Below are 22,526 nucleotides of genomic sequence, written 5' to 3' on the forward strand. Positions count from 1 at the left end.
TGCATCAATTAGCTATTTAAATGTAACTATTTCGGACGCGAATTCAACTCCTTTTTCCTCGTTTTTTTAAAGTACACGTATAGTGTACACAGATTTAATTTATCTATTTTTATTTATAAAAAATATATAGTTATTATTTTTTTGACGGGGGTTCAACTCCCCCCAGCTCCACCAAATTATCGTTTATTGATGTTCAATTAATTACATTAAAGCTTGGAAATACAATGTTTTCAAGCTTTTTTTATATCTGTAATATTCATTGTGATTCAGTGACAATCAAGAATTTTAGTTATATAATTAGTTATATGAAAATGTATAACTAAATGGCGTATAACTAAAAGGGTATGACAATGGCACGTATAACTACCCCTCTTTCGGATACCAAAATCAAAACAGCCAAGCCGCAAGAGAAAGAATATACCTTACAAGATGGTAGAGGATTATATCTGCTCATCAAACCTATTGGCACAAAGATATGGCGGTTTAACTATTACCGACCTGTTTCTAAAAAACGAGCATTAATTAGTTTTGGTTCATACCCCGAAGTAAGTTTAGCTGATGCTCGTATAAAACGCGATAGCGCAAGGGAGTTATTAGCTAAAGGTACTGATCCTCAAGACTATAAACAATCTGAACAACGTCGTTTACAAGAAGAACAAGAGAATACTTTTGAGAAGGTAGCTCGTGAATGGTTTACGCTTAAGTCCAAATCAAGATTAAAAGAAGCAACACTTAAAGATATTTGGCGCTCATTAGAATTACATGTATTTCCCACAGTAGGTAACAAGATGATTACAGAAGTGAAAGCTCGGGATTTTATTTCTGCATTAGAACCAGTGAAAGCACAAGGTAAGTTAGAGTCAGTTAAACGTCTTTGTCAGCGTATTAATGAAGTAATGTATTATGCGATGAATGTTGGCCTAATTGAGGCAAATCCTGCTGCTAAGATAAGTAATGCCTTTGCTAATCCAGTTGTTAAAAATATGCCAGCACTGAAACCCGAAGAATTGCCTGAACTCTTAAAGGCATTAGAGACAGTAAATATTGAACGTCAAACTCGTTGTTTATTATTCTGGCAACTATTAACTATTACTAGATCAACAGAAGCAGCAGAGGCTAGGTGGTCTGAAATTGATTTAGATAATAAACTTTGGACTATTCCTGCTGTTCGAATGAAAATGAATCGTGTCCATATGATTCCATTATGCCAACAAGCAATTGAGATACTAGAAACAATGAAACCAATTAGTGGGCATCGCGAACATATTTTTCCAAGTATGAAATCTCCTTATAATAAACCAATGAATAGTCAGACGGTTAATGCTGTGATTAAGCGCTTAGGTTTTGCTGGGCGTTTAGTTGCCCACGGATTTAGATCTATTGCCTCAACAGCATTGAATGAAAAAGGATTTGATCCTGATGCTATTGAAGCAGCTCTAGCTCATATTGATAGTAATGAAGTACGACGAGCTTATAATCGGGCTATTTATCTTGAACAAAGAATTAAAATGATGCAGTGGTGGGGAGATTTTATTGAGCAATCAAAGCATTATTACAACTCAATTAAAGTTGTCAACTTATAGCATTTCTTTATTATCTTCAATAGGCTATATTATCTACTCGTAAGATAACGAGGATATAGTAATGGCTAGTAATACAGAGTTAATAAAAATCATCAAAGATGTTGCAACTGCACAAAATTATGAAATCACTGGCAGCGATAAAGAGTTTGATGTATGTATTGAACGTTGGAATGCAGTTTCTTTTTTAATAAGAGAAAATGGTTCTGGATATTTGGAGGTTCATCAATGGGAACCTATTCCTGGTATAAAAAGTCATGGTCAATATGGAAGAGCGGTGTATTCATTACGTTCAGTTAGTGATGTCATTCAATTTTGTTCCATTATGATTTCGAGTTCAGCTATTCGGGCTAAAAGGAAGGAGTAACTCTATTGCCTATTTCTCACATCATAAATACATCATCAAAATCTAATGGTCCTCGATCACTTTTTTAACGTGGATTATTGAAGCCATAGATATAGATAATGACAGTAGCATTTTGTAGAAAAAATATGTATAAACTTCCTGAAACCACAGTACTATTTGATAGGTACAAAAGAAAAGTCGTCTTGTTGGTTTAGATTATAAAATAGATGAATAGGGCTATTAATAAGCCCTATTTGCAAACTTAGTTAATATTAATTGCGCGTAAAATATCTCCATATGAATATTATCTTAATCCATGCACTTCGACATAAATCTTGCTTTTATCATCTGTTAAAGAGCTAGTATAGGTAATAGGATGCTTTGCATCGGAGCCATCTTCTTGTATTTTTGGTATAATTAGCTCAGCGGCACAAACATATTTTTTTGATTGTTCATCTTTTTTTACAGTTCTAATATTGTTGACAAGAAGTTCAAATTTACCTAAACGTAATTTTTCAAGACCAATTCTAACAGTTTCAAATTGAGTAATATTGGTATTACTTAAATACTCGAACTGTCTGATTAGCTCCGTTTTACTTATATCTTTAACTAAATTAACAGTTTCCTTGTTGGAGCAATCTGGCGGCATATTGTCACCACAACCAGTTAATAAAAAATTACTTAATAATGAAAGTACAAATAATTTTTTCATTTATTTCCCTTATGTTATGTCATGTTATAAAACTCATTAATTGTAGTATAAATTAATAAATATATCAATAATAGATATATTTATTGTAATTTATATCTATAGCTGATATTTGAATATCAAGGTAATAACAGGAAAATAATTAATTATTAGTCACTTAATGTAGAGTTATTCAAAGATGGCAAAAACGCCAGTTTCAGATATTGATAAAAAAGTAGGTAAACGAATACAGCTGTGTAGAAAAGAGAAAGGTTTAACTGTTGTTCAGTTATCAGAAAAACTAGAATTAGCGGCTCAAACCATTTCACGTTATGAAAGGGGTGAGAATAAAATCAATTTGGAACATTTGACGTTGATTGCTATTGGATTACAAACGCCTATTAGCTGGTTTTTAATTGATGAAGAACAAAGCTATGCTGTAAAACCACTCAATAAAGTCGCTGATAAAAAACAAGCTTACTTTGGCTCAAATCCCAAAGATCTGGAGATTCGGTTATTACAACGTTGGCAAAATTTAACAATAGAGCAGAAACGAGCACTCATTATCTTATTAGATACACTGAATTAAGTTTTAAACTTGAAACCCTTTGGTGCTTTATCGCTGGTTAGCAGATGATAGGGCGAAAAATACAATATTGTTAGCAAATTGCCATTTTGTTTATAAATTTTATATTGTTCTATTGATTCTTTGATGTTATTTGCACTAGTTTTCCCATCTGATTGCCAACGGATCTTACTACCATTATTTAATCTTAGCTTTGACAAATAAGTCTCAATTTCAGGCATTCCATAAACAGGAATTGGGTTTGTTTTTTCGAAACCGAATTGACCATAACCTTGTGGGATTTTATTTTTTTTACATGCTTGAGGATTGTGTCTTATTAATCTTTTTAGTGAATTAACCTGATAAGTTGGCAAAGTATAAAACCATGTGGGATTATACGGTATTTTGAACGTGTTCATTATTAACTCCTTTTTCATGTATAATAAAATTATTTATGCTGAGCTAAATTACATAACTTTTATTTTGATTAAGATATTGATATAAAATAAATTTTTGTTTATTTTTGTATTATTTTTTGATATAATATTATTAGTTATTATATTAAATGTAATAAAGTGTTCCATTAGGTGTTTTTATATTGATGATGCCAGCAAAGCAAGGTGATTTAGATAACTTTTGTGGCATTTACAGTTTGGTAAATGCAGTATCACACCTGTATAGAAACAGGCTAAAACGTAAAAATTTATATCTCAAGTTAATTAATCAATATCACCAAAAATACAATATTATTGATTTAGCCAATTATGGTATGACTAATGTCGAAATGGATAATCTAATAACGGAAGTGCTTCAGCAGGGCTATTATTATCAACATTATCCGATAACCATCACAATGCCATATCGACGTATATCAAAGTTAACAACCCCTCAGCTGTTCTCACAAATTAATCAATTTCTTAATAAATACCCAGATAATCGAACTTCGGTCATTATTGGTACTCAGTACCACTGGTCAGTAGTACGAGCTATTGATGGTGAGTTTGTCTATTTTTCAGATAGTAGTAATTTTAATAAGGTGTCTCGACGTAAATTTTCATTGGTTAACCAGCATAAAACCTACAAAATTTATTTCGATGATATTTATTTTTTCGAGCGTGCAATATGACCATTACAGTCACTAATGAGCATGACCTCAATATTATTAATCAAGCTAAAGCTATTATTGCCAAATCTATTCATACAGGTAAAAAACTTTGTTCACCAAACGATGTTAAGGACTATCTTATATTAAATCTAGGACTGCTTGATTATGAAGAGTTTTGTGTGTTGTATTTAAATAACCAAAATCAAGTGATAGCGTTTGAAGAACTGTTTAGAGGAACAATCAATGAAACTAGCGTCTATCCACGCGAAATCGCTAAACAAGTGCTTTGTTATAATGCGGTTTCAGTGATACTTGTACATAATCACCCCAGTGGAGAGTCATCACCTAGCCCTGCAGATATTAATCTTACCCAAAAAATTGAGCAGGCTTTATCATTAATTGATGTCCAGGTGCTTGATCACTTTATTGTAGCCAAACACGAAATTGTTTCAATGAAAAAACTTGGCTTAATTTAAAATAATTATTGACTAATTATTTTTAAAGTGATTTAATTGTTAACACTTAATTTAAGTGTTAACAATTAAAGGGAGAAAGATATGGAGAGGAGATCTATAATTGGAGTAGCTGGCGTAGCCAAAATGCTTATCGCTAATTTGCTATTATATAGCGAGGGGAAGAGGGTCGTTAATAAATGTAAGCTAGGTTTAAATACACTTAGAGTTATATCAGGCCGAAAAGTAATTTCGGACAAATTTTTTAGTGAATTACAGGAGGAATGTTTAGAATTTGGTTTTATATTATGTCGTGATTCAAAGAATATGATTGGTTTAATTAATTCAGAACAACTTGATAGTTGGGTCAAACTTAGCAGTAAAAGAGTTATGGAGCTTTCTTCAGAACAAATTGATGCAGTATTAGCTTCATTAACAGAAGAGGACGTCAAGCAAGATGATTAATCGATTTATTACTATATATGAGTTACAGAAAATGACACAACTTTGTCGGAATACCTTAATATCTTTAGCAAATAAAGGGGAATTTCATGTCTATAAACTAGGTGAGAGGAGGATTGCATTTAAATTAGAGGAAATTGAAGATTGGCTCACCCGATGTAGAGTTAAGCCAACTTCGAATTTAACACATTAATCTCAGTAGCTTTATTCGTATGTTTAGCTGCGCCAACAACTAAATATACAACTACTAATATCAACTATGTAAATGGGAATAAAGCCTATTTACATATTATACAGGTTATATTAACCATGAGCAAAAATCAATACTTTAATTTCGAGTCTATTCGGATTGCTAAAGAGAATAAAGCGAATACGCTAAAATTTCTCCGTAAAGAATCTTTACCTTACTTGGCAGGAAGATGTAAATTACTTCATAAACTAGCAGCTTGTTATCCAATGGAACCGTGCTTTAGTCCTGTATGTCACGAATGCAGGCGCAAGCTGAGGGTAACATTACTCACTTATTTAATTAAGCATCTTAATGATTGTAATTATAGAATAGTTACAATCATTGATTATAATTACTTAATTGATGAGGATTTTAAATTTTTTGATCTGAAAAAGTATCAAAATAATTTTTACCATCGTATTAGAAATGCAGGTATTAACTCTCAAATTATTGGCTGTTTTGAGCTTGATTATCATCAGGATATCAATGCTTGGCTACCCCACTTCCATCTAATAATACCAGACGACACTGAAACAATTGGATGCTTACGAACTGTTGCTCGTAATATCAACAAACATTCAATAAGAAAAGGTGTTAGAAAACGCCCAATCTTAGTTCAAAAACTAAATGATCCCATTAAACAGATTAGTTATTTGTTTAAGTTTATGCCTCAAATGGTTATTTCTTACAAGTATCAAGGCAAAAGATACACAAGAAAAATATCATTAAAAGGTGAACAAAAGGTGATTGCTTTAGTGAAATTTGATCGTTTTGGTTTTAATAGCTTGATATTTAAATATGGTATTCGTCTACCTGATTTTACTAAAAATTTAAATAGAAAAAGCTAATAAATCTTAGTTATCTCATTATTTCGTATAGTTAGCAGATTCAAAGTAGTAGTTTGAGCATTCTTAGCTTACAACACTACTTAATTTGCATAACTACAGGAATGAAAATATTTTTAACATATATTTTGGTGATTGGGTGATTGTTCTAATGCTTCAATTACTAAACACAAGGAAAGACTATGAATCATTATATTCAATGTTTAGGTCGGACTATTGTTTCTGATCTATCAAGTAAGGCGTATTTATATATAGAACATTCAACAGCTGATCCATTATACCCTAGCAAAAGATTGATTGAAGCAGAATTAGCTTGTGATCCAAGAAAGCTAAAAAATGATTGTATTTCTCATGGTTATATTTTTAATAATTCATCTGATAATACACCTGATTACTGGAAAAAAGCGAGTTTGAAACTGAACTCTGCAACTGATAGTAATATTTTATTAAGTTATCGTCCTGGTTTTGTCGATCGTAATTATCTTGATCTTGGAGGTAAAGTAATTGGTCAAGAAAAAGGGCAATATGGACCTTTGTTACATCCAAGTGTTTCTTTTTTATCTGTTAGTAATGATCAACAAGGCTCGCTGAAAGAATGGCAAAAACATGTTGCGGATTATGCCCATAATAGCCCTTTGTTGATGCTTTCTATATGTTTGCCGTTCACTGGAATAATTTGTTCGTTAACTTCTATTGAAAATGGAGGATTCCATATTTATGGTCGTAGTTCTTTAGGTAAAAGCATTATGACATACGTAGCGGCATCGGTGCTTGGTCACTATTCAAATAATGAAAAGTGGAATGTTACAGAAACAGGAATGGAAGAGTTATCCGAAAGAAATAATGATTCTTTATTGATTTTAGACGATGCTCAAACTATTGCTGACACTGCGAAACAGAGAGCAAGCCGACTTCAAAAAGCTATTTATGTTTTTGCTAATGGTAAAGGCAAAGTTAAAGCAAAACGTTATCAAGAAAGAACAGCTGAGTGGCGAGCTTTTATGTTAAGTAATGGTGAAAAAAGTTTACAACAATATGCTCTTGAAGGCGGATCTGAGAAGCTTAATGGCGAAAAAGTTCGCGTGATTGATATACCTGCAGAAATTAGTAAACAATACGGAATATTAGAAAGCTTACCTGATAAGTTTCAATCTACATCTGAGTTTGTACAGCATTTAGAGTCGAATTGTAAGCGTTACTTCGGTATTCCTAAGTATCATTTTTTAGATAGTCTAATAGAAGATCTTAATAACGGTAAAGCTAATGTTGTTGATTTTATTGCTAAACGAATTGCTTATTTCAAGAAGAAGATCAACGTTGATTTAAACAATGGTATTGAAGTGAGGATAGCTGATAAATTTGCTCTTGTATATGCGGCTGGGTGTCTTGCTATTGAGTATGACGTGTTGCCGTTTGGAAGGAAGGATATATTGAATGGTGTAATTAAATGTTATCGCTATTCACAAGGTATCCCTGAGCATGAACGACGTTATAAGGATATTCTAAATAACCTTAAGCAACAGGATTATGTTGATTTACTGAAAAATAGTGGCAAGTATACTGAAAAAGATGTCAAATCGTTTGATGTAGTTCGATGTAAAGTTAATAATCAATTGGTCTTGGCTGTGAGTAAAAAATGCCTACAACAAGTTTGTGGTGATTCTGATATTAAAGGCTTCTTAAAATATTTAGCTAACCAGACGGTTTTATTAACGCAACGGGACTCAAGTGGTACTTTAAAATATACAAGGCAAATTCGCTATAAGGTTAAAGGCGCTAAAGTTAGCAAAGCGATTGAGAGAAGGTATTTTATGTTGTTAGAGGTAAAATAATTCAATTAGTTTTATTAAGTCTCTTTTTAACTGTAATAAAAAGGGATTTTTATTTATACTGTTTAAATATGAGCAGCTTCAATGTGGCTATTAGTATTTTTATAAAGGCAAATTGTTTATGCAAAAAGAGTTATCAGAAGATGAAAAAACAGGTATTGCCAATATTATTTATAATTATGTTTTTAAGAATAGAGGCTATATTCAAAGAGGGCGAGGTGTAAGAAATTCGGTATTTTTATGCGGAGGTGATATCAAGAATGAAAGTTGTTTTCGATATAAATTAAAACAATTATTTTCATCTTATTTGCGTTATGAACTTATGTATCCGGAGACTATTTTTGATGATTTATTATCCGGTCAAACTAGATTTAGCTTACTTGAAATGGAAAATATTTTAGCTGCATCTGTTGATGCGATAGTCATTATACCTGAGAGCCCTGGCTCTTTTGCTGAATTAGGTGCTTTTTCGAATAATCCACTCTTGTCGAATAAAATGGTTGTTTTATCTCACAATAAATATAAAAAAAATAAGAGTTTTATTAATTATGGTCCATTGCGCTTAGTTAAATCCTCAACCAAAAAAACAGGAAAGGTTATTTATTTTGATGATAGTGATTTTCAAAGTAAAGAAATGGCAAATAATTTATATAAAAAAATAAATGATGCAATAGGAAAAATAAGAAAATTTAATCCTGTAGAAAAGGATCTCAGTAATATTCTTGAGACTGAATATTTTGTTCTTCCTTGCATTTACTTATTCGATAACCTTAAGAAAAAAGCTCTCATTGAATTACTTCAAAATATATTGATGCAAAACAAAAAATTATGTGAGATTGCTGTAACATCTTCAATTAAACGGTTATGTGAAAAAAATCATATAAAAAATTGCTCTAATACTTATGAGTTAACTGATGCAGGGAAAAATTTTTTGAAAAGTTATTATTCAGAACCACATCTTGATAGGATAAGAATAGAAATATTAAATTGGAAAAATCGCAAGAAATCAAAACTAAATTGTGATAGGATAATCAAAAGTGTAGAGCTTTTTTGATTTTTAGCGGGGTTTTCCCTGATTTGGCTTTGATTTTTTATAGAAAAATTGAAGTAATGGGTGGTGTATGCGCCACTCTACATGAAAGCATTTTTAACACATTATAAAGAAATGGCAAAGGATAACTTCCCCCAGTTATCCTTCACCATTTCTTTATACACTAATTCTTTAGTTTAGTAAAAGTTAGAGGCTCTACACTTTATGTCTTATGGTGTTTATAAATTAAAAAATATCGGATTGCCAGTTATAACATCAGTTGAAAAATTTGCTGATAAGCTTGGCCTTTCTTACAATTTTGTTTCTGCATTATATGAACGTTCCGATTCATTTTATAGGGTTTTTCATATACCTAAAAGAAATAGTGCCGAATTAAGAACTATTTCTCACCCGAGTAAAGAATTAAAAGCTGTTCAGGCATGGATTTTAAGAAACATTTTGGATTTTCTTTATGTTTCTGAAAACTCTAAAGGATTTGAAAAACAATCCTCTACTTTAGACAATGTTCTTCCTCATGCAACATCTAATTATATTCTATCGCTTGACTTAGAAAATTTTTTTCCAAGTATAAAAATAAATAAAATTATACAGATATTTTTATCCATAGGTTATAACAAAGAGGTTTCATTTTTTTTGGCTTCAATTTGTACATTTCATAAATCCTTACCCCAAGGAGCTCCAACTTCTCCAAAATTAGCTAATTTAGTTTGTTCCAGAATGGATTCTCGTATTCAAGGATACTCATCAAAGAAGAATATTATATTTACTAGATACGCAGATGATATAACATTATCCTCTTTAACTATTAAAAAATTAACTATTGCGAAAAAAGTAGTTGAAGGTATTATTAAAAATGAAGGATTTACTCTTAATGAAAAGAAGACTAGGTTTTTAGGTCTAAGGAATAGAAAAAAAATAACAGGATTGATTGTTTCTGGCAACAATGAGGTTAGATTAGGACGAGAGAAATTTAAAATTCTGAGAAGAACACTTTATTTATTTTTAAAAAGTGAAGGTCAGACAAGCGACATTAACTATATTAATGGAACGCTTTCTTATATATATGGAGTCGATCCAAAAACATATAAAATGCTATTTGAATATATAAATAAATTATGTTCTAAATTTGGTATTGTAGATCCAAATATATATGGACTAAAAAAAATAAGTAAACAACCATAATTGTATTTATCTATAAAGATAATCTATACAAATGACTTGTTAGTATTTTTTTATGAAATAATTTTAAATGGGCATTTAGATTAACTTATAGTTATATGTTTAGTTATATTGAGGTTGTTTTGTTTTAAAATATGATTATTAGTCATGTTGTTATATTTCAAATTCAACTGCCCCCAGCGTGCCCACATACTATTCAATAAAGTTTTTAATTCATTATAAAATAAAAAATTAATTTATGATTATATGGATGTAATGCGCTAAAACTTTTATTCTTGTTGCATATCAACCTCTTTTAAATTCTTTATTAGGATCGTGATATCGACATTTCCCATAACTATTTGCCTCAAATATTTTTCCTCGGTCGTCAATTAATGTCATTGTGATCGTATAAGGATCACCGATAGGATAAAATATTTGGTCATGATAAGTTTTATTATATTGATTAAAATCTATTTTTATAGTTGCAGATTTAACCCAATTATAATTAATATTTTTAACTCCTAATAAATAATAAAGAAGGGCACTATATCTAGAGATAATTTGAGGAAACTTTTCGGTATTTAGTGTGCTAGTGTTGTTTAATATATCAAAAACTATAGATGTTATATTATTTGTACTTAGATATTTATATAAAATACCTATTGCCCAATAGCCCTGAAGATCATTATTTCGGCTATTAAAGGAGCTTGAAATTCCGTGAGCTATATCAAAAAATTCCCGACGACGAGCCATATTGTATATTCTTCCTATATCTTAAATTCATCTCAGCCAATTTATCATTTTGCATAAAAATACACTAGAGTTACATTAAACGTTTCAAGCTCGACCTAAACTTGCTTTGATGCAGATCGTTTCTCGTGCTTTTTCATATCACCGATATTACGCGTCGCGATATTTAGCGAAGGATTAATTTTCAGATAGTGTATTATTTAAATAACCCCCCTAATAAAGCTTTAAACCTTATCAGGGGGAATGATTTAATAATTATGGAAATACTGCTGAATTAGCTTCGGATCGCGAGTTTGTGTTAAGGCGGTCATAAGTAGGATTCTGGCTTTAGCTGGATTAAGTGAATCAGAGGCAATCCCTGGCTCAATATTACTTTCTGATACGACGCCATTACCTGTTCTAGATGCTCTTACTACCACAATACCTGCATCAAGCGCTTTATTAATGCCATTTCGGCTTCTATCTGATACTGATCCATCACCCGTGCCAACATAGACAATACCATCAGCTTTATTTGCGATCACCGCATCATATAAATACTCAGGATCATCTTGATAACCATAAATGATGACAACTGTCGGTAATGCTTTTAGGTTGCTCACATCAAAAGTAGAATCTTTGGTATGAATCTTATCTACTCTTGTTTCAAAATGGGGTTTGCCACCAACGATCACCCCTAAAGCACCTTGCTCTATTGCATGGAATGAATCGGTTGTTGTGGTATTGGTTTTAGTTGTAAACCGTGCAGAGCCGATACGATCGTTCGTTACTATCATAACGCCTCTATTTTTAGATTTAGGATCGGCTGCAACAGTTACTGCTTCAAGTAGGTTCATTGGCCCATCAGCACTAATTGCCGTTGATGGGCGCATTGCTGCGGTAAAAACAACCGGTTTATCACTTTTGACTGTGAGGTTTAAAAAATAGGATGTTTCATCAAGTGTATCTGTGCCGTGTGTAATTACAATGCCATCAACATCGTCTTTTGCCAGTAATTCATTGACGCGCTGAGATAAGGTCAAAATAATATCGCTAGTCATATTTTTACTATCGATATTAACGATTTGTTCACCCTCTATTTGAGCAATATTTTTAAGTTCAGGTACGGCATCAATCAATGTTTGCACGCTTAATTCACCTGCCTTATAGTCGATCGTTTGCGTATTTGTTGGTGCAGCGCCAGCAATCGTGCCACCAGTTGCAAGTACCCTAATATGAGGAAGTTTAACTTCACTATAACAAATTGAACATACTATTAATAAAGCGCTAGCTAATAGGGCTTTGAATTTCATTACTTATCTCCTTTAAGAATTGTTATATCGATATTTTTTATGTTGTTTGGTATAGTAAAAATAAGCAAAATATAGGCCAACTTTGGATTTATTTTCGTTGTTAAGCTTAGTGTGTTGCTATTTTTTATATTAAAAATGACTTCGATAATATTACAAAAAAATAGAATAAAAGAGGGGTTTGTTAATGTTTTTTGCTTATGCCAACTGATTATCCATCTAACTAGTTGTATAAATTAGTAAAATCATCGACAATTTATTTAATGATTAGCTATACAAATTGGTATTAGGAACGCAATATGTCTACTTTGTTAAAGCATTTAAATAACACAACGATTAGCTCCTTTGTACTGTTTATTATTACGCTAATGCTCTTATTATTAGCCTGTTATGGTGGTAAATATCTATTTCAGCGCCGGCAAGGAAAAGATAATCTTGATGATACCGAAACCAGTATTGTACTTGGTGCGATTTTATCGTTACTGGCGTTGATGATTGGTTTTGTATTATCAATTTCGATTCAAGGTTTTGATGAACGGCAAAAAACGGAGCAAAATGAGGCGATTGCGATTGGATCTGCTTATCAATACAGCAAATTATTAGATCCTAAAAGCCAAATACAGGTAAAGCAGTTATTAGATCAATACCTAGCTGTGCGAATTGATTTTTTTATGGCCGATCCTAATGACTCAATTAACGACCTTAAAAATCACTCATTAGCATTACAATCAGAAGTATGGGATATTATTGTTAAGTTAAATAATGCGTCTAGCAAAACGGATTTATCACTGGTTATGAGCGCTTATAATGAGCTTTATTCATCACAACAAAAAACCTATGCTAGCTGGAAAGTAAAGATCCCTAATGCGGCATGGCTGTTACTCATCACTTTTGCTTTTTTTACTAATATGCTAATTGGTTATAATATTCGTGGTATGAAAGGCCATAATTGGTTGATGTTAATTTTACCGATCTTAACTACGTTGGCACTATTTATTATCGCCGATATCGATACGCCCGGCGAGGGCATTATTAATTTTACACCGAGCAATTTAGTTTCAATAAAGCAGCAGTTAGAATAAGAATATTAAGTAACTAATAGCAAAATATTCGATATTAATTATATTACTTTATTGTTCTTTTCTACTGCGAGTTCTTTCGCGAGAAAATAATTTAAAAAAGTCCTAATAACAGCAATAATGGCTAAGCGAATTAAGCTTTCCATATCAGGTTCGACAGTGGTAATTAATATATCTGCCGCGAGTTGGAACTCAAGTGCTGTCGCTAACCAATTACCAAAAACCAGCCTAATTTTTGCGCCACTTTGTACAATTTTTTTATACCAATTATTTAACATTAGTAATAATGTTTTAATTGTTGCAATTAATACACATACTACTGAAATCGCCTCTAAAAAAATTGTAAATAACCAACAAAATCCGTTAAGTATATTCGGAAAATATCTAACATATTCATTCTCAATCAGGCTTTCAAGTAAATGGATTTTATCATCTTTTATTATGAAAGTTGCTAATTTTCATTTACAATGCGCTAAATTTTTTTTAAAGATTAAATCGTCATTAAGCTATGAGTAATCACTCGTCATTGCAAAATCATGACTGAAATTAAAATAGACTAGGAATATATTAATGTTCATTATTTTTGGATGGGAAAAGGAAGAGTACGATAAAATTAACTTTACGCAGTGTTATTGTTATAACTGTTCTGAGGTAAAGCGTTGGGTATTACATACTGAGGTTGAGTGGGTATCTTTCTTTGCCATCAAAACAGTTCCTTTTTTAATTAAGCGAAATGTGTATTGTGAAAGATGTGGTGATAGTATAAATATTGCTAACCTAAAATACATGAGTTTGAATAAGAGTCCAGCTTTAATCATTGATTATATTGAATGTACTCAATTTGCTAAAAAAAATGATACACAAAAAAGCTATTTAATCGAAAAAAGGCAGCAATCAGAGCAAAATATGAATGATAGATTATAGATCTATTTTAGATATCTGCTAAATAAAGTATTTATAGAAAAAGACGAACAATAGCTTTTTAGTGACGCGGGCTATTAAGTAATGCAGCTCTATGCGTTAAAAACTACTTATTTGCATTAAATTGTAAAATCATGTCAGCTAATTTGTCATCATCAGCATAAAAATAAGCGAGTGGTACATTTAATGCTTGAGCCAGTTTTCCAGCGGTTTCAAGATCCGCTTCATGAATACCTTGTTCATAACGGTTAATTCTTGTACTTGCTACAAATTCATCAATTCCGGCAAGTTTACCCAGTTCTTTTTGTGAAAAACCTCGTTCAAGCCTTATGTGCTTGAGCCTAATACAAAAAGTCTTTCGGTATTTATGCGGTGTTAACATCATTGATTTCTCAGCAATATCTTTCAGATATTACGATAATCGTAGATTTTACTTGCCATAGATACTACGTTTATCGTAGTATAGGGGAAGAGAAAAACCAAGGTCAATGATTGACCCCAAAAAGCATGACTAACACATGCCGCTTTAATCATAATCATAAATGTTAGACGGTATCGTTGTACGCCATCGCAGTAATATTGAGATGGCATTTTTCATTTCGTTAAAATATTGTTGTAATATGCTATTATAGTGTAAAACAACGATTGTTAATATAGCAGTTACTTTATTTGCTTACTGATTTTAGTAAGTTGAATGAATTTATAATGTTATTTTTGAAATGAAGATCGTTTTTTGATAGTAATCTTTAACGGTGCCAATAAAACATATTGATCAGCCAGTATTTGATGGCTGGTTTAATATGTTTTATGGCCAGTGAAAAAATGGCTATTAATGCTTGGCAATAAATTGGTCAACCTCATCATACCAAGGGATAGATGATTGTGCTCCCACTCTTGTTACCGCAATTGCCGCTGCCGCTTGTGCATAATTTACGGCTTGGCATAATGTTTTGTTGTTTAATAAAGCACTCATTAGCATTCCAACAAATGTATCACCGGCCGCAATCGTATCAATTACATCAACTTTATAAGCCGGAATTAATTTACCAAAACCATTTACGCTAACCCATGCACCTTTAGATCCGAGCGTAATAATTACCGTCATAATTCCTTTTTTATGCAAAAACTGCGCCGCAAGGTCGGCATCTTGTTCAGAACTAACGGTTATACCTGTTAATGATTTGGCTTCGGTTTCATTTGGCGTGATAATGTCAATATTTTTTAATATTTCATCAGCCAATAGCTGAGCTGGAGCCGGGTTAACGATAACTTGTGTGCGGTGTGCTTTCGCCAGTTTTATTGCTGACTCTATCGTTTCAATAGGGATTTCAAGCTGCATTAAAATAGCATCAGCATTGATAATATCTTGTTGGTAGGCATCTAGATAATTGGGCGTGACCGCGGCATTAGCACCAGAATAGATCCCAATTTGATTTTCACCTTGTTCATTTACAAAAATAAGCGCCACGCCGGTTTTTTCTTGCGCGATCATTTGTACTGAGCGAATATCGATTTTATCTTTTTTTAGTTGCTCACAAATTTGTTTACCAATATCATCATCACCTACCGCCGCGATAAATTGAACATTAGCACCACTGCGACTCGCCGCGACAGCTTGATTGGCGCCTTTACCACCAAAAGTAATTTGATAATGACTCCCGCTTATTGTTTCGCCAGGCTTTGGAAAAGCCTTCATATTTAATATATGATCGGCATTTATACTACCTAATACAATTAACTTTTTGCTCATAATATTGATCTCAATAAGTTGGTAATATTTTTTAGGCGCACTAATATTACTCGTGATCGTAATAAATGGCTATAGCTACTATTTTAGCCATCTTATTGCTTAATATCGTTTTTATCTTACCTTTTTACCTACCATCAGGATTAACTGATGGCATATAATTATCCAATAAGTTAATTTTATTTATTATTTTAGATACAAACTTTATCTTTTATGTCGCTATCTTTTAGTGAAAAGCGGCATTGCCCACTTTCCCAAGTAACAATGGCTTCATCACTTATGTCATTGGTAATAAAAACTTGCCCACCTTGACCTACAATCCCAATAGAATGATTATCCGAGGTTATTACATTCGCGCCAAATGGTAATGGCTTTGCATCGGAGCGGGTGACATTAAAGACATTATTTTTTTCAATTTTAGTATCAAATTTAACTTTAGTTACACTTCCCTCATAAGGCGCAATTTGTGCTGATGTACTGGAAAAAATAATATCTTCAGGACTTCCTTTTGGATCAATATCTATAGTATTGGCGCGAAATGGCCTTACGTAAGAAGCAATTGCATAACCATTATCATCAACTCTAACACCGGAAGAACCTGGTATTGCAGCACCTTTAGCCCCTTTTGCTTCAATTAGTACCAGTGTATCTGATGTATTTGGTGTAAACGTTACGCCATCTTGATGTAAAACGACTGAGCCCGATGCACCTAGGCCAAATTGTCTGTAATTTTCACCTTGACTATAGTTGGCATTAATCGCTGAAATACTGCTGCGATAATTAGTATTAAGGGCAATATTTTGGTTACCACCACGAGTAATAGCAGTATTTATGCCATAAGTCGCTCTATTTTCCTTATCAAATGTGCCATTTAGGCCTAGCCTTGTTGAACCAAAGTTTGAATTATTAAATGTAGTATTTGATGATAATGTTGATTGAGTACCAAAAAAATCAAACGGTAATGAAAAGTTCAGACTAAATTGGTTATCTGTTTTTTCCTTATTATTATATTGAGAATAAACTCTCATATATGATAATGAATACGATAAACGGCCGATATAATTATTATAAGTTTGCTGAAACTGCTTAGTATTATTTGAATTTCCCCAATAGCTTGTGGTTCTACCGGTTAAATAAAAGCTGCCATAACCCTCACCAAAATTTTGATTAATGGTGATACTTAAATCATTTTTTTGTGGTGAACGATGATATGATCGATTTTGTTTTTCATAATCAATAAAGTGTAGTGCTTCGTTGGCATTATAATAATGCCTATTTGGTGAATGAGATGTGCTAATTAATAAGCCTGTCTGTGTTTGATCAAACTGTTTATTGAATGATAGGCGATAATTTCTACCATTTTCGGTCGAATTTTTAAAAGAGGTTCGAGCCTCTATTATATCTAAGGCTAATGCGCCAAAGCCAGTATTAATTCCTGAACCGATAAAGTAAGCTTGGTAATCATCAAAAATGGTAGCGCCTGAATATAGGGTAAACGTGTTATTTAAGCCATGTTGTATTGTCGCTTGTAAAAGGTTTGGTTTATTTTTAATACTGTCTATATCCGCTTTACCTGCTGCTATTTGGTAGTGCGTAAAACCGGGCCTTAATAATTGAGCAATTGAGGCATAAGGGACACTAAAATGAGTTTCACTGCCATCGGCTTCTTTTACCGTAACATCTAAGTCACTGCCATAACCAGAAGGATACACATCATTAAAATTAAAGGGGCCTGGCGCGACTGAGGTTTGATAGATAATATTACCATCTTGCCTAACGGTAACGAGCGCATTACTTAAAGCGATACCTCTAATTTCTGGTGAATATGACGTACTTCCGTCAGGGTACATATTATCACTGGTTGCTAACTTCACCCCTTTGAGTTTGATGCTATCAAATAGATTTCCCTCAGTATAAAACTGGCCTATCATAATATTGGATTTTATATCAGGAATTGCCCGTTTCAAATAGGTTTGATTGCTATTCCATTTGGTTTTTTCAATAGAATCCCATGTTAAATTTCCTAAGTGTTTTAATTGCCATCCCGCAACCGATACACTTGCGTTTAAACCTAAATAGGCGTTTTGATTATTTTGCTCTCCATTTTCTGAAAAATGATTATCATAATAATTACTCATATAACTTAAATTGATGGCAGGAACTCCAGTATCCCAAAATTTTGATGATACTAAGCCTTTAGCATTTGCCAGTTCATAAATCTGTGGCATTGAAATCATTAAACTTAATGTTGATGAATTAAAATCATCTTTGACATTTTCATCTTTATTCCACTGTGCTAACGTGCCACAAAAAGAGGCGTCTTTACTCAACGTTTTATTTAATTTTTCAGTGGCAACGCCAAATTCAGTCAGCATATTTGCGGTATAACAAATACCTAATTGTCCATTATTTTGTTTTGTTATATTTAACTCAAAGCGTCCTTTCCAGCTATTATTCATATAAACATCAACCGAGTATTTTCCTTCATCAATACTTGATTTATTAAAGCGCATTAGATTGATATTTTCTTTAGAGCCGACAATAAAACCAGTATTAAATTCGTATGTAGGGATACTTTCAGTAATTACACCAAATACAGGAGTGGTAAAGAGCACCGACATGCTCATAGCTAATTGTAATTTTTTTATTTTTTCTATCGTCACTTTATGCCTCATAAAGAATTACTTAACAATAATCTTGTTAACTTTAATGGAGCCATAATCATTGATATTGTTGATTACTAATGTTTCGCCATGTTTTAATATTTTATCGAGTTGTATTGTTTTCGTTGATTTTGGTGCAAGCATAATGGCGGAACTATTTAAATACAGATAGTTATGATTTTCTGCAATTTTAGTGATCGTAATAAAAAAAGGGGTAGGATTACTGATTATCAATTTTTTACCATTAGTTTTGAATATGAGTTGTCCTACTGCCAATTCTGGTTTTCCTAAATTAATTGGACGATAAATAAATTTAAATCGGGATCTAATTGCTAATTGTAGTGTGTTTTTATCTTTTTCATCTTCCACTTTATTCATTGGTGGAATATCTAAAATATTAAGCCACCAGAGACTTTCCCTATCGGTTGGTAGACTATATTTATCGATTAATTTAATACGTAATGCTTGCCCGGCTTTAGCCTCAACTCTTGCAACAGGCGGTGAGATTTGAAAAGGTACTATTATTGTACCTGGTGTCTCTTTAGGATCACCATTATCTAACCAAGCTTGTGCAATAGCAGGTCTATTAGCTGCATTTGTCATATTTATTGTTATTTCTTTATCATCTGAAGAAAAAATAAAACGAGTACCATTAATAATAATATTATTGGCAAATGAGCAAAGACTAAAAAATAGAGCAAAGATTAGCGTAAACGCTTTCATCATTAACCTCATACAAAGCGGTAGCAATTCCACCGCTTCATATTTAAATGTTTATATCTTTAATTAAAATTACTGATAAGTAATTTCATAAGTTGCATAACTTTTCACTTCACCTGTTGTAGCAGTTTGAGGTGTTGAAGATACATAACCTACGTAATACGTAAATCGTGAACCACCAGCAATTGTTTTTGTATCTGCAACCGCTTTAGGTTGTGCTTCACTACCCGGCACGATTTTACTTTTTAATGTCGCATCACTATCTGTTGCTAATGCAAATTGAACATTTTGGGCACCAGTTGATGCTTCAGTATTTGCTAAATAGCCAGCTGAAGTTCCTGTTGCGCCAAATAGAACATTACCACCAATCCATGTAACACTGATTGTTTTTGCTGGCGCTTCGCCTTCACCTTCGCCGTTACCCGCTGCAGCTTGACAATTGCTTACATCAATAATGAATGATTTAGGTCGTAAAAATGTATCTGCCGTTGCTGCTTTAATTTCTTTTAAAGATACTGGTGGAAGATATACGCTTGCATCACTACCTTGACCATCAACAGAAACAGTACAAGAAACATCAGATACAGTACCGTAAAAGCTAACTTGTCCGCCGGTCGCATTTTCAGTACTAGCGAAAGAAAGTGGTGCACAAAATAGAGAAGTAAGTGCCGTTGCAATTAAAATTTTTTTCATAAAATGCCTTTAATAATATAATAAGGGGGAATAACCAATTTCTCAGCGCATCCTCCGTTTAATATGCGCAATTAAGCGCAAAATACAACATAAATGCCTTTTTCATCTTTTTAACTTCAAAATAGACTGTAAAAAAGCACGCTCAAAGTATATTTAAAGGTAATAATTTATCAAACTTTTTATTGTATAAATTTTGAAAAAAAACAAGAAAGAAATAGAAATCTTTTAATTTCAATATTTATTTGAGGCCATGGTATTATTAATTTCAATTTATAAAATTGATTTAATTATTTTTTTTGTACTTTTTTGCGCGGTTCTCTTTTTTTAAAAAGAAGTTATACTATGCAAAAATAAACAATATTATGTTATACTTCGAGGCTTATTAGTTACTGGAATAATTATGTTAGAGAACGATAAAATACAAACTTTTAAAGATAGATTGTTAGAATCGATACAAGGTGAATCGATCCCTTCTTTCGCAAAAAAGTGTGGAATGTCAGAGACAGTTATTAGAGATTATTTATCAGGAAAAACGTATCCCTCTTTAAGTCGTTTATGGATGATTGCAAAAAGTTGCGATACTTCTTATAACTGGCTTGCGACAGGCTACTCTCTTGAGGAAATTGAATCTAATTCAGATGAAAAAGTATATAATGAAAAAATATACCGTATACCCGTTTATAAAAAACAAATGCCCAGCATAGAAGAGGCTAAAACTCAAAAATTTGTTAGGGATTCACCACCTGTAATGAATTTTCCTATTTTGGATGGTTGGTTATCTTATCGAGGATTAAAACCTGAAAAGGTGATTATTTACTGGGCGAAAGGTAACTTGATGGAGCCCGAGATTAAAAATAATAATGGTTTAATTATCGATACGAGTACTCGAGATATCGTTGATGGCGGAATTTACTTAATTGAATATGAAGATATGACATTATTAAGACGCATCAATTTGACAATCAACGGTTGGCTGTTAAAAACGAATAATGACGTTCAACCTATTGAGGTTCACAAAAGTGACTTCGCACAATACAAAATTATTGGTATTGTGGTACAAATTATTAAAGATATCTAATGATTATGTATAGTTATTAAAAAGCACGATAAATTCGTGCTTTTTTTATTTGTATTTCAATGCTGCGACAATTAAGAGTAACCAGCCTACAATAAATGCAAGGCCACCAATAGGGGCAGTGCCGATATTTGACAAGCCTAAATAAGTCATACCATACATCGAACCACTAAAAAAGACGATCCCAAGTGTAAATAACCAACCTGCAATAACTAAAAAGCGATTTTTATGATGATTAAGCCAAATGCCAACCCCTAATAAAGCCAGTGTATGATACATTTGATATTGCACACCAAGTTTAAATATATCAAGCTCATGAGTCGTTAAGATATGACTAAGTGCGTGTGATGATAATGAGCCAAAGATGATAGCTGTTGCACCAAAAAAACCTGCTAATGCTAAAAAAATGCGATTCATAATTAATCAAATTCAATAAAAAAATAATGCTGCATAATAACATATTAATGACATACCATAAATATGTATATAAAGCTAAAGGGTAGGTTGAAAGATTAATTTCAACCTCGATGTTTTCAGTAATTCGTTAAGATTACTTATAACTCAAATGAACAATGAAAGACTCGTCCAATAATTTCAACATGACTTAAATCAGCAATTTCATCTGGATGTTCATCAAAATTAAATGAATTGATACGAATTTGACGATTTGGGATCAGATAAAGCCTTTTTAAACGGCATAAACCATCTTGGCAGATCGCATAAATATCACCGTCAATAACGTCTCTTTTAGCTGTATCAACAGCGACTGTTGCGCCATTTGGGATCACGGGCTCCATCGAATTTCCTCTAGCAGGAAAACAGATCACATTCTCTTTTTGTACCCCTTTACGGCGGAAAAAACGTTTGCCAAATCTGAGTTTATAGCCATTGTAATCTTGCTCAGCGATAGCGCCAGCACCTGCGGCTAATTCAATTGACTTATAATAAGGGACTTCCACTTCATCGCTTTGTAAAGGGGTCGTATCATCCCATTCATCAACTTGCATTGCCCTTGTCTCGTTCATCGCGACTTCTTGTATTAACATCTGACCTTTACCGGTTCTTAGCCAGTTTAGACTAACATTTAACAATTTCGCCAAGAGGTCGAGCTCTTTCGGCGTATTTTCGCCTTTTTCCCATTTAGACACCGCCGCTTTAGATACAGAAAGCTTTTGAGCTATATCGGGTTGAGTTAACCCAGCAGTAAGCCGGGCTTGTTTAATTCTGTCACCTAACATGAGTTATTATCCTATCTTGTTGTTAACTTATGTTAACT

The 22,526-nt window shown here is 32.6% G+C and carries 25 protein-coding genes; 13 read left to right on the top strand and 12 right to left on the bottom strand.

The genetic code is table 11. From position 1 onward, the window contains the following. Positions 1-350 precede the first annotated feature (350 nt). Positions 351-1,583: an integrase domain-containing protein gene (locus RHO14_03475; GenBank protein ID WVD71865.1), complete on the top strand. Its 1,233-nt coding sequence runs from the start codon at positions 351-353 to the stop codon at positions 1,581-1,583. A 61-nt stretch (positions 1,584-1,644) separates the two neighbouring features. After that, positions 1,645-1,947 carry a hypothetical protein gene (locus tag RHO14_03480; GenBank protein WVD71866.1) on the top strand — a complete coding sequence of 101 codons (303 nt, stop codon included), beginning with the start codon at positions 1,645-1,647 and terminating at the stop codon, positions 1,945-1,947. 283 nt (positions 1,948-2,230) lie between these two features. On the opposite strand, the gene RHO14_03485 is transcribed toward RHO14_03480, so the two are convergent. Then, positions 2,231-2,638, bottom strand: coding sequence for a hypothetical protein (locus tag RHO14_03485; GenBank protein ID WVD71867.1), 408 nt, complete (start codon positions 2,636-2,638; stop codon positions 2,231-2,233). Positions 2,639-2,813: 175 nt separating this feature from the next. Between RHO14_03485 and RHO14_03490 the strand changes: the two genes are divergently transcribed. Continuing rightward, positions 2,814-3,203 (top strand): helix-turn-helix transcriptional regulator, encoded by a 390-nt coding sequence (locus RHO14_03490; GenBank protein WVD71868.1) that lies wholly within the window; start codon positions 2,814-2,816, stop codon positions 3,201-3,203. On the opposite strand, the gene RHO14_03495 is transcribed toward RHO14_03490, so the two are convergent. Beyond that, the gene (locus RHO14_03495; GenBank protein ID WVD71869.1) at positions 3,200-3,598 is read right to left on the bottom strand and encodes a hypothetical protein; all 399 of its coding nucleotides are present in this window, start codon (positions 3,596-3,598) and stop codon (positions 3,200-3,202) included. The two genes, RHO14_03490 and RHO14_03495, sit on opposite strands and share 4 nt — an antisense overlap. 182 nt (positions 3,599-3,780) lie before the next feature. On the opposite strand from RHO14_03495, the gene RHO14_03500 reads away from it, so the two are divergent. The 7 genes from RHO14_03500 to RHO14_03530 all read left to right on the top strand — a co-directional run bounded on the left by RHO14_03500 (position 3,781) and on the right by RHO14_03530 (position 10,334). Further along, positions 3,781-4,305: a hypothetical protein gene (locus RHO14_03500; protein WVD71870.1), complete on the top strand. Its 525-nt coding sequence runs from the start codon at positions 3,781-3,783 to the stop codon at positions 4,303-4,305. Next, positions 4,302-4,760 (top strand): DNA repair protein RadC, encoded by a 459-nt coding sequence (gene radC / locus RHO14_03505; protein ID WVD71871.1) that lies wholly within the window; start codon positions 4,302-4,304, stop codon positions 4,758-4,760. Before RHO14_03500 ends, radC begins: the two co-directional genes overlap by 4 nt. Before the next feature lie 81 nt (positions 4,761-4,841). Then, the gene (locus RHO14_03510) at positions 4,842-5,201 is read left to right on the top strand and encodes a hypothetical protein (GenBank protein ID WVD71872.1); all 360 of its coding nucleotides are present in this window, start codon (positions 4,842-4,844) and stop codon (positions 5,199-5,201) included. A 306-nt stretch (positions 5,202-5,507) separates the two neighbouring features. Further along, positions 5,508-6,275, top strand: a complete 768-nt coding sequence (locus RHO14_03515; protein WVD71873.1) for a hypothetical protein — start codon at positions 5,508-5,510, stop codon at positions 6,273-6,275. A 179-nt stretch (positions 6,276-6,454) separates the two neighbouring features. Continuing rightward, positions 6,455-8,104, top strand: coding sequence for a DUF927 domain-containing protein (locus tag RHO14_03520; GenBank protein ID WVD71874.1), 1,650 nt, complete (start codon positions 6,455-6,457; stop codon positions 8,102-8,104). 118 nt (positions 8,105-8,222) lie between these two features. Beyond that, positions 8,223-9,155, top strand: a complete 933-nt coding sequence (locus tag RHO14_03525) for a retron St85 family effector protein (GenBank protein ID WVD71875.1) — start codon at positions 8,223-8,225, stop codon at positions 9,153-9,155. A 201-nt stretch (positions 9,156-9,356) separates the two neighbouring features. Next, positions 9,357-10,334, top strand: coding sequence for a retron St85 family RNA-directed DNA polymerase (locus RHO14_03530; GenBank protein WVD71876.1), 978 nt, complete (start codon positions 9,357-9,359; stop codon positions 10,332-10,334). 282 nt (positions 10,335-10,616) lie between these two features. Here RHO14_03530 and RHO14_03535 read toward each other — a convergent pair whose 3' ends face one another. Continuing rightward, positions 10,617-11,066 (bottom strand): hypothetical protein, encoded by a 450-nt coding sequence (locus RHO14_03535; protein WVD71877.1) that lies wholly within the window; start codon positions 11,064-11,066, stop codon positions 10,617-10,619. Between the two features lie 245 nt (positions 11,067-11,311). Beyond that, positions 11,312-12,355, bottom strand: a complete 1,044-nt coding sequence (locus RHO14_03540) for a type II asparaginase (protein WVD71878.1) — start codon at positions 12,353-12,355, stop codon at positions 11,312-11,314. Between the two features lie 296 nt (positions 12,356-12,651). On the opposite strand from RHO14_03540, the gene RHO14_03545 reads away from it, so the two are divergent. After that, a complete protein-coding gene (locus RHO14_03545; protein ID WVD71879.1) occupies positions 12,652-13,434 on the top strand; it encodes a hypothetical protein in 783 nt (260 codons plus the stop codon). A 38-nt stretch (positions 13,435-13,472) separates the two neighbouring features. Here RHO14_03545 and RHO14_03550 read toward each other — a convergent pair whose 3' ends face one another. Continuing rightward, positions 13,473-13,874 carry a DUF1622 domain-containing protein gene (locus RHO14_03550; GenBank protein ID WVD72492.1) on the bottom strand — a complete coding sequence of 134 codons (402 nt, stop codon included), beginning with the start codon at positions 13,872-13,874 and terminating at the stop codon, positions 13,473-13,475. 127 nt (positions 13,875-14,001) lie between these two features. Here RHO14_03550 and RHO14_03555 point away from each other — a divergent pair, with 127 nt between their 5' ends. Further along, a complete protein-coding gene (locus RHO14_03555) occupies positions 14,002-14,355 on the top strand; it encodes a hypothetical protein (GenBank protein WVD71880.1) in 354 nt (117 codons plus the stop codon). Between the two features lie 103 nt (positions 14,356-14,458). On the opposite strand, the gene RHO14_03560 is transcribed toward RHO14_03555, so the two are convergent. The 5 genes from RHO14_03560 to RHO14_03580 all read right to left on the bottom strand — a co-directional run bounded on the left by RHO14_03560 (position 14,459) and on the right by RHO14_03580 (position 20,175). Then, a complete protein-coding gene (locus tag RHO14_03560) occupies positions 14,459-14,737 on the bottom strand; it encodes a helix-turn-helix transcriptional regulator (GenBank protein ID WVD71881.1) in 279 nt (92 codons plus the stop codon). Between the two features lie 444 nt (positions 14,738-15,181). Further along, on the bottom strand, positions 15,182-16,102 hold the full coding sequence (rbsK, locus tag RHO14_03565) for a ribokinase (GenBank protein WVD71882.1): 921 nt from the start codon (positions 16,100-16,102) through the stop codon (positions 15,182-15,184). Positions 16,103-16,290: 188 nt separating this feature from the next. Next, positions 16,291-18,774 (bottom strand): fimbria/pilus outer membrane usher protein, encoded by a 2,484-nt coding sequence (locus RHO14_03570; protein ID WVD71883.1) that lies wholly within the window; start codon positions 18,772-18,774, stop codon positions 16,291-16,293. Between the two features lie 6 nt (positions 18,775-18,780). After that, positions 18,781-19,488, bottom strand: coding sequence for a molecular chaperone (locus tag RHO14_03575; GenBank protein ID WVD71884.1), 708 nt, complete (start codon positions 19,486-19,488; stop codon positions 18,781-18,783). Positions 19,489-19,554: 66 nt separating this feature from the next. Continuing rightward, positions 19,555-20,175 (bottom strand): fimbrial protein, encoded by a 621-nt coding sequence (locus RHO14_03580; protein WVD71885.1) that lies wholly within the window; start codon positions 20,173-20,175, stop codon positions 19,555-19,557. 400 nt (positions 20,176-20,575) lie between these two features. On the opposite strand from RHO14_03580, the gene RHO14_03585 reads away from it, so the two are divergent. Continuing rightward, positions 20,576-21,253, top strand: coding sequence for an XRE family transcriptional regulator (locus RHO14_03585; GenBank protein WVD71886.1), 678 nt, complete (start codon positions 20,576-20,578; stop codon positions 21,251-21,253). Positions 21,254-21,298: 45 nt separating this feature from the next. On the opposite strand, the gene RHO14_03590 is transcribed toward RHO14_03585, so the two are convergent. Both RHO14_03590 and RHO14_03595 read right to left on the bottom strand, forming a co-directional pair. Further along, complete coding sequence (locus RHO14_03590) at positions 21,299-21,667, bottom strand: DUF423 domain-containing protein (GenBank protein ID WVD71887.1); 369 nt, start codon at positions 21,665-21,667, stop codon at positions 21,299-21,301. Positions 21,668-21,804: 137 nt separating this feature from the next. Continuing rightward, positions 21,805-22,488 (bottom strand): helix-turn-helix transcriptional regulator, encoded by a 684-nt coding sequence (locus RHO14_03595; GenBank protein ID WVD71888.1) that lies wholly within the window; start codon positions 22,486-22,488, stop codon positions 21,805-21,807. Between the last annotated feature and the right edge of the window lie 38 nt (positions 22,489-22,526).

This window comes from Orbaceae bacterium lpD04 (assembly GCA_036251935.1).
GTDB lineage: Bacteria > Pseudomonadota > Gammaproteobacteria > Enterobacterales > Orbaceae > Orbus > Orbus wheelerorum.

What these genes read in the sequence shown, in the direction of transcription:
- RHO14_03495 (WVD71869.1), bottom strand. Translation starts at nt 3,598, where the DNA reads ATGAACACGTTCAAAATACCGTATAATCCCACATGGTTTTATACTTTG.
- radC (WVD71871.1), top strand. Translation starts at nt 4,302, where the DNA reads ATGACCATTACAGTCACTAATGAGCATGACCTCAATATTATTAATCAA.
- RHO14_03595 (WVD71888.1), bottom strand. Translation starts at nt 22,488, where the DNA reads ATGTTAGGTGACAGAATTAAACAAGCCCGGCTTACTGCTGGGTTAACT.
- RHO14_03580 (WVD71885.1), bottom strand. Translation starts at nt 20,175, where the DNA reads ATGAAAAAAATTTTAATTGCAACGGCACTTACTTCTCTATTTTGTGCA.
- rbsK (WVD71882.1), bottom strand. Translation starts at nt 16,102, where the DNA reads ATGAGCAAAAAGTTAATTGTATTAGGTAGTATAAATGCCGATCATATA.
- RHO14_03485 (WVD71867.1), bottom strand. Translation starts at nt 2,638, where the DNA reads ATGAAAAAATTATTTGTACTTTCATTATTAAGTAATTTTTTATTAACT.
- RHO14_03555 (WVD71880.1), top strand. Translation starts at nt 14,002, where the DNA reads ATGTTCATTATTTTTGGATGGGAAAAGGAAGAGTACGATAAAATTAAC.
- RHO14_03575 (WVD71884.1), bottom strand. Translation starts at nt 19,488, where the DNA reads ATGATGAAAGCGTTTACGCTAATCTTTGCTCTATTTTTTAGTCTTTGC.
- RHO14_03475 (WVD71865.1), top strand. Translation starts at nt 351, where the DNA reads ATGGCACGTATAACTACCCCTCTTTCGGATACCAAAATCAAAACAGCC.
- RHO14_03520 (WVD71874.1), top strand. Translation starts at nt 6,455, where the DNA reads ATGAATCATTATATTCAATGTTTAGGTCGGACTATTGTTTCTGATCTA.
- RHO14_03535 (WVD71877.1), bottom strand. Translation starts at nt 11,066, where the DNA reads ATGGCTCGTCGTCGGGAATTTTTTGATATAGCTCACGGAATTTCAAGC.
- RHO14_03515 (WVD71873.1), top strand. Translation starts at nt 5,508, where the DNA reads ATGAGCAAAAATCAATACTTTAATTTCGAGTCTATTCGGATTGCTAAA.
- RHO14_03590 (WVD71887.1), bottom strand. Translation starts at nt 21,667, where the DNA reads ATGAATCGCATTTTTTTAGCATTAGCAGGTTTTTTTGGTGCAACAGCT.
- RHO14_03540 (WVD71878.1), bottom strand. Translation starts at nt 12,355, where the DNA reads ATGAAATTCAAAGCCCTATTAGCTAGCGCTTTATTAATAGTATGTTCA.
- RHO14_03570 (WVD71883.1), bottom strand. Translation starts at nt 18,774, where the DNA reads ATGAGGCATAAAGTGACGATAGAAAAAATAAAAAAATTACAATTAGCT.
- RHO14_03510 (WVD71872.1), top strand. Translation starts at nt 4,842, where the DNA reads ATGGAGAGGAGATCTATAATTGGAGTAGCTGGCGTAGCCAAAATGCTT.
- RHO14_03585 (WVD71886.1), top strand. Translation starts at nt 20,576, where the DNA reads ATGTTAGAGAACGATAAAATACAAACTTTTAAAGATAGATTGTTAGAA.
- RHO14_03530 (WVD71876.1), top strand. Translation starts at nt 9,357, where the DNA reads ATGTCTTATGGTGTTTATAAATTAAAAAATATCGGATTGCCAGTTATA.
- RHO14_03490 (WVD71868.1), top strand. Translation starts at nt 2,814, where the DNA reads ATGGCAAAAACGCCAGTTTCAGATATTGATAAAAAAGTAGGTAAACGA.
- RHO14_03525 (WVD71875.1), top strand. Translation starts at nt 8,223, where the DNA reads ATGCAAAAAGAGTTATCAGAAGATGAAAAAACAGGTATTGCCAATATT.
- RHO14_03480 (WVD71866.1), top strand. Translation starts at nt 1,645, where the DNA reads ATGGCTAGTAATACAGAGTTAATAAAAATCATCAAAGATGTTGCAACT.
- RHO14_03545 (WVD71879.1), top strand. Translation starts at nt 12,652, where the DNA reads ATGTCTACTTTGTTAAAGCATTTAAATAACACAACGATTAGCTCCTTT.
- RHO14_03560 (WVD71881.1), bottom strand. Translation starts at nt 14,737, where the DNA reads ATGATGTTAACACCGCATAAATACCGAAAGACTTTTTGTATTAGGCTC.
- RHO14_03500 (WVD71870.1), top strand. Translation starts at nt 3,781, where the DNA reads ATGATGCCAGCAAAGCAAGGTGATTTAGATAACTTTTGTGGCATTTAC.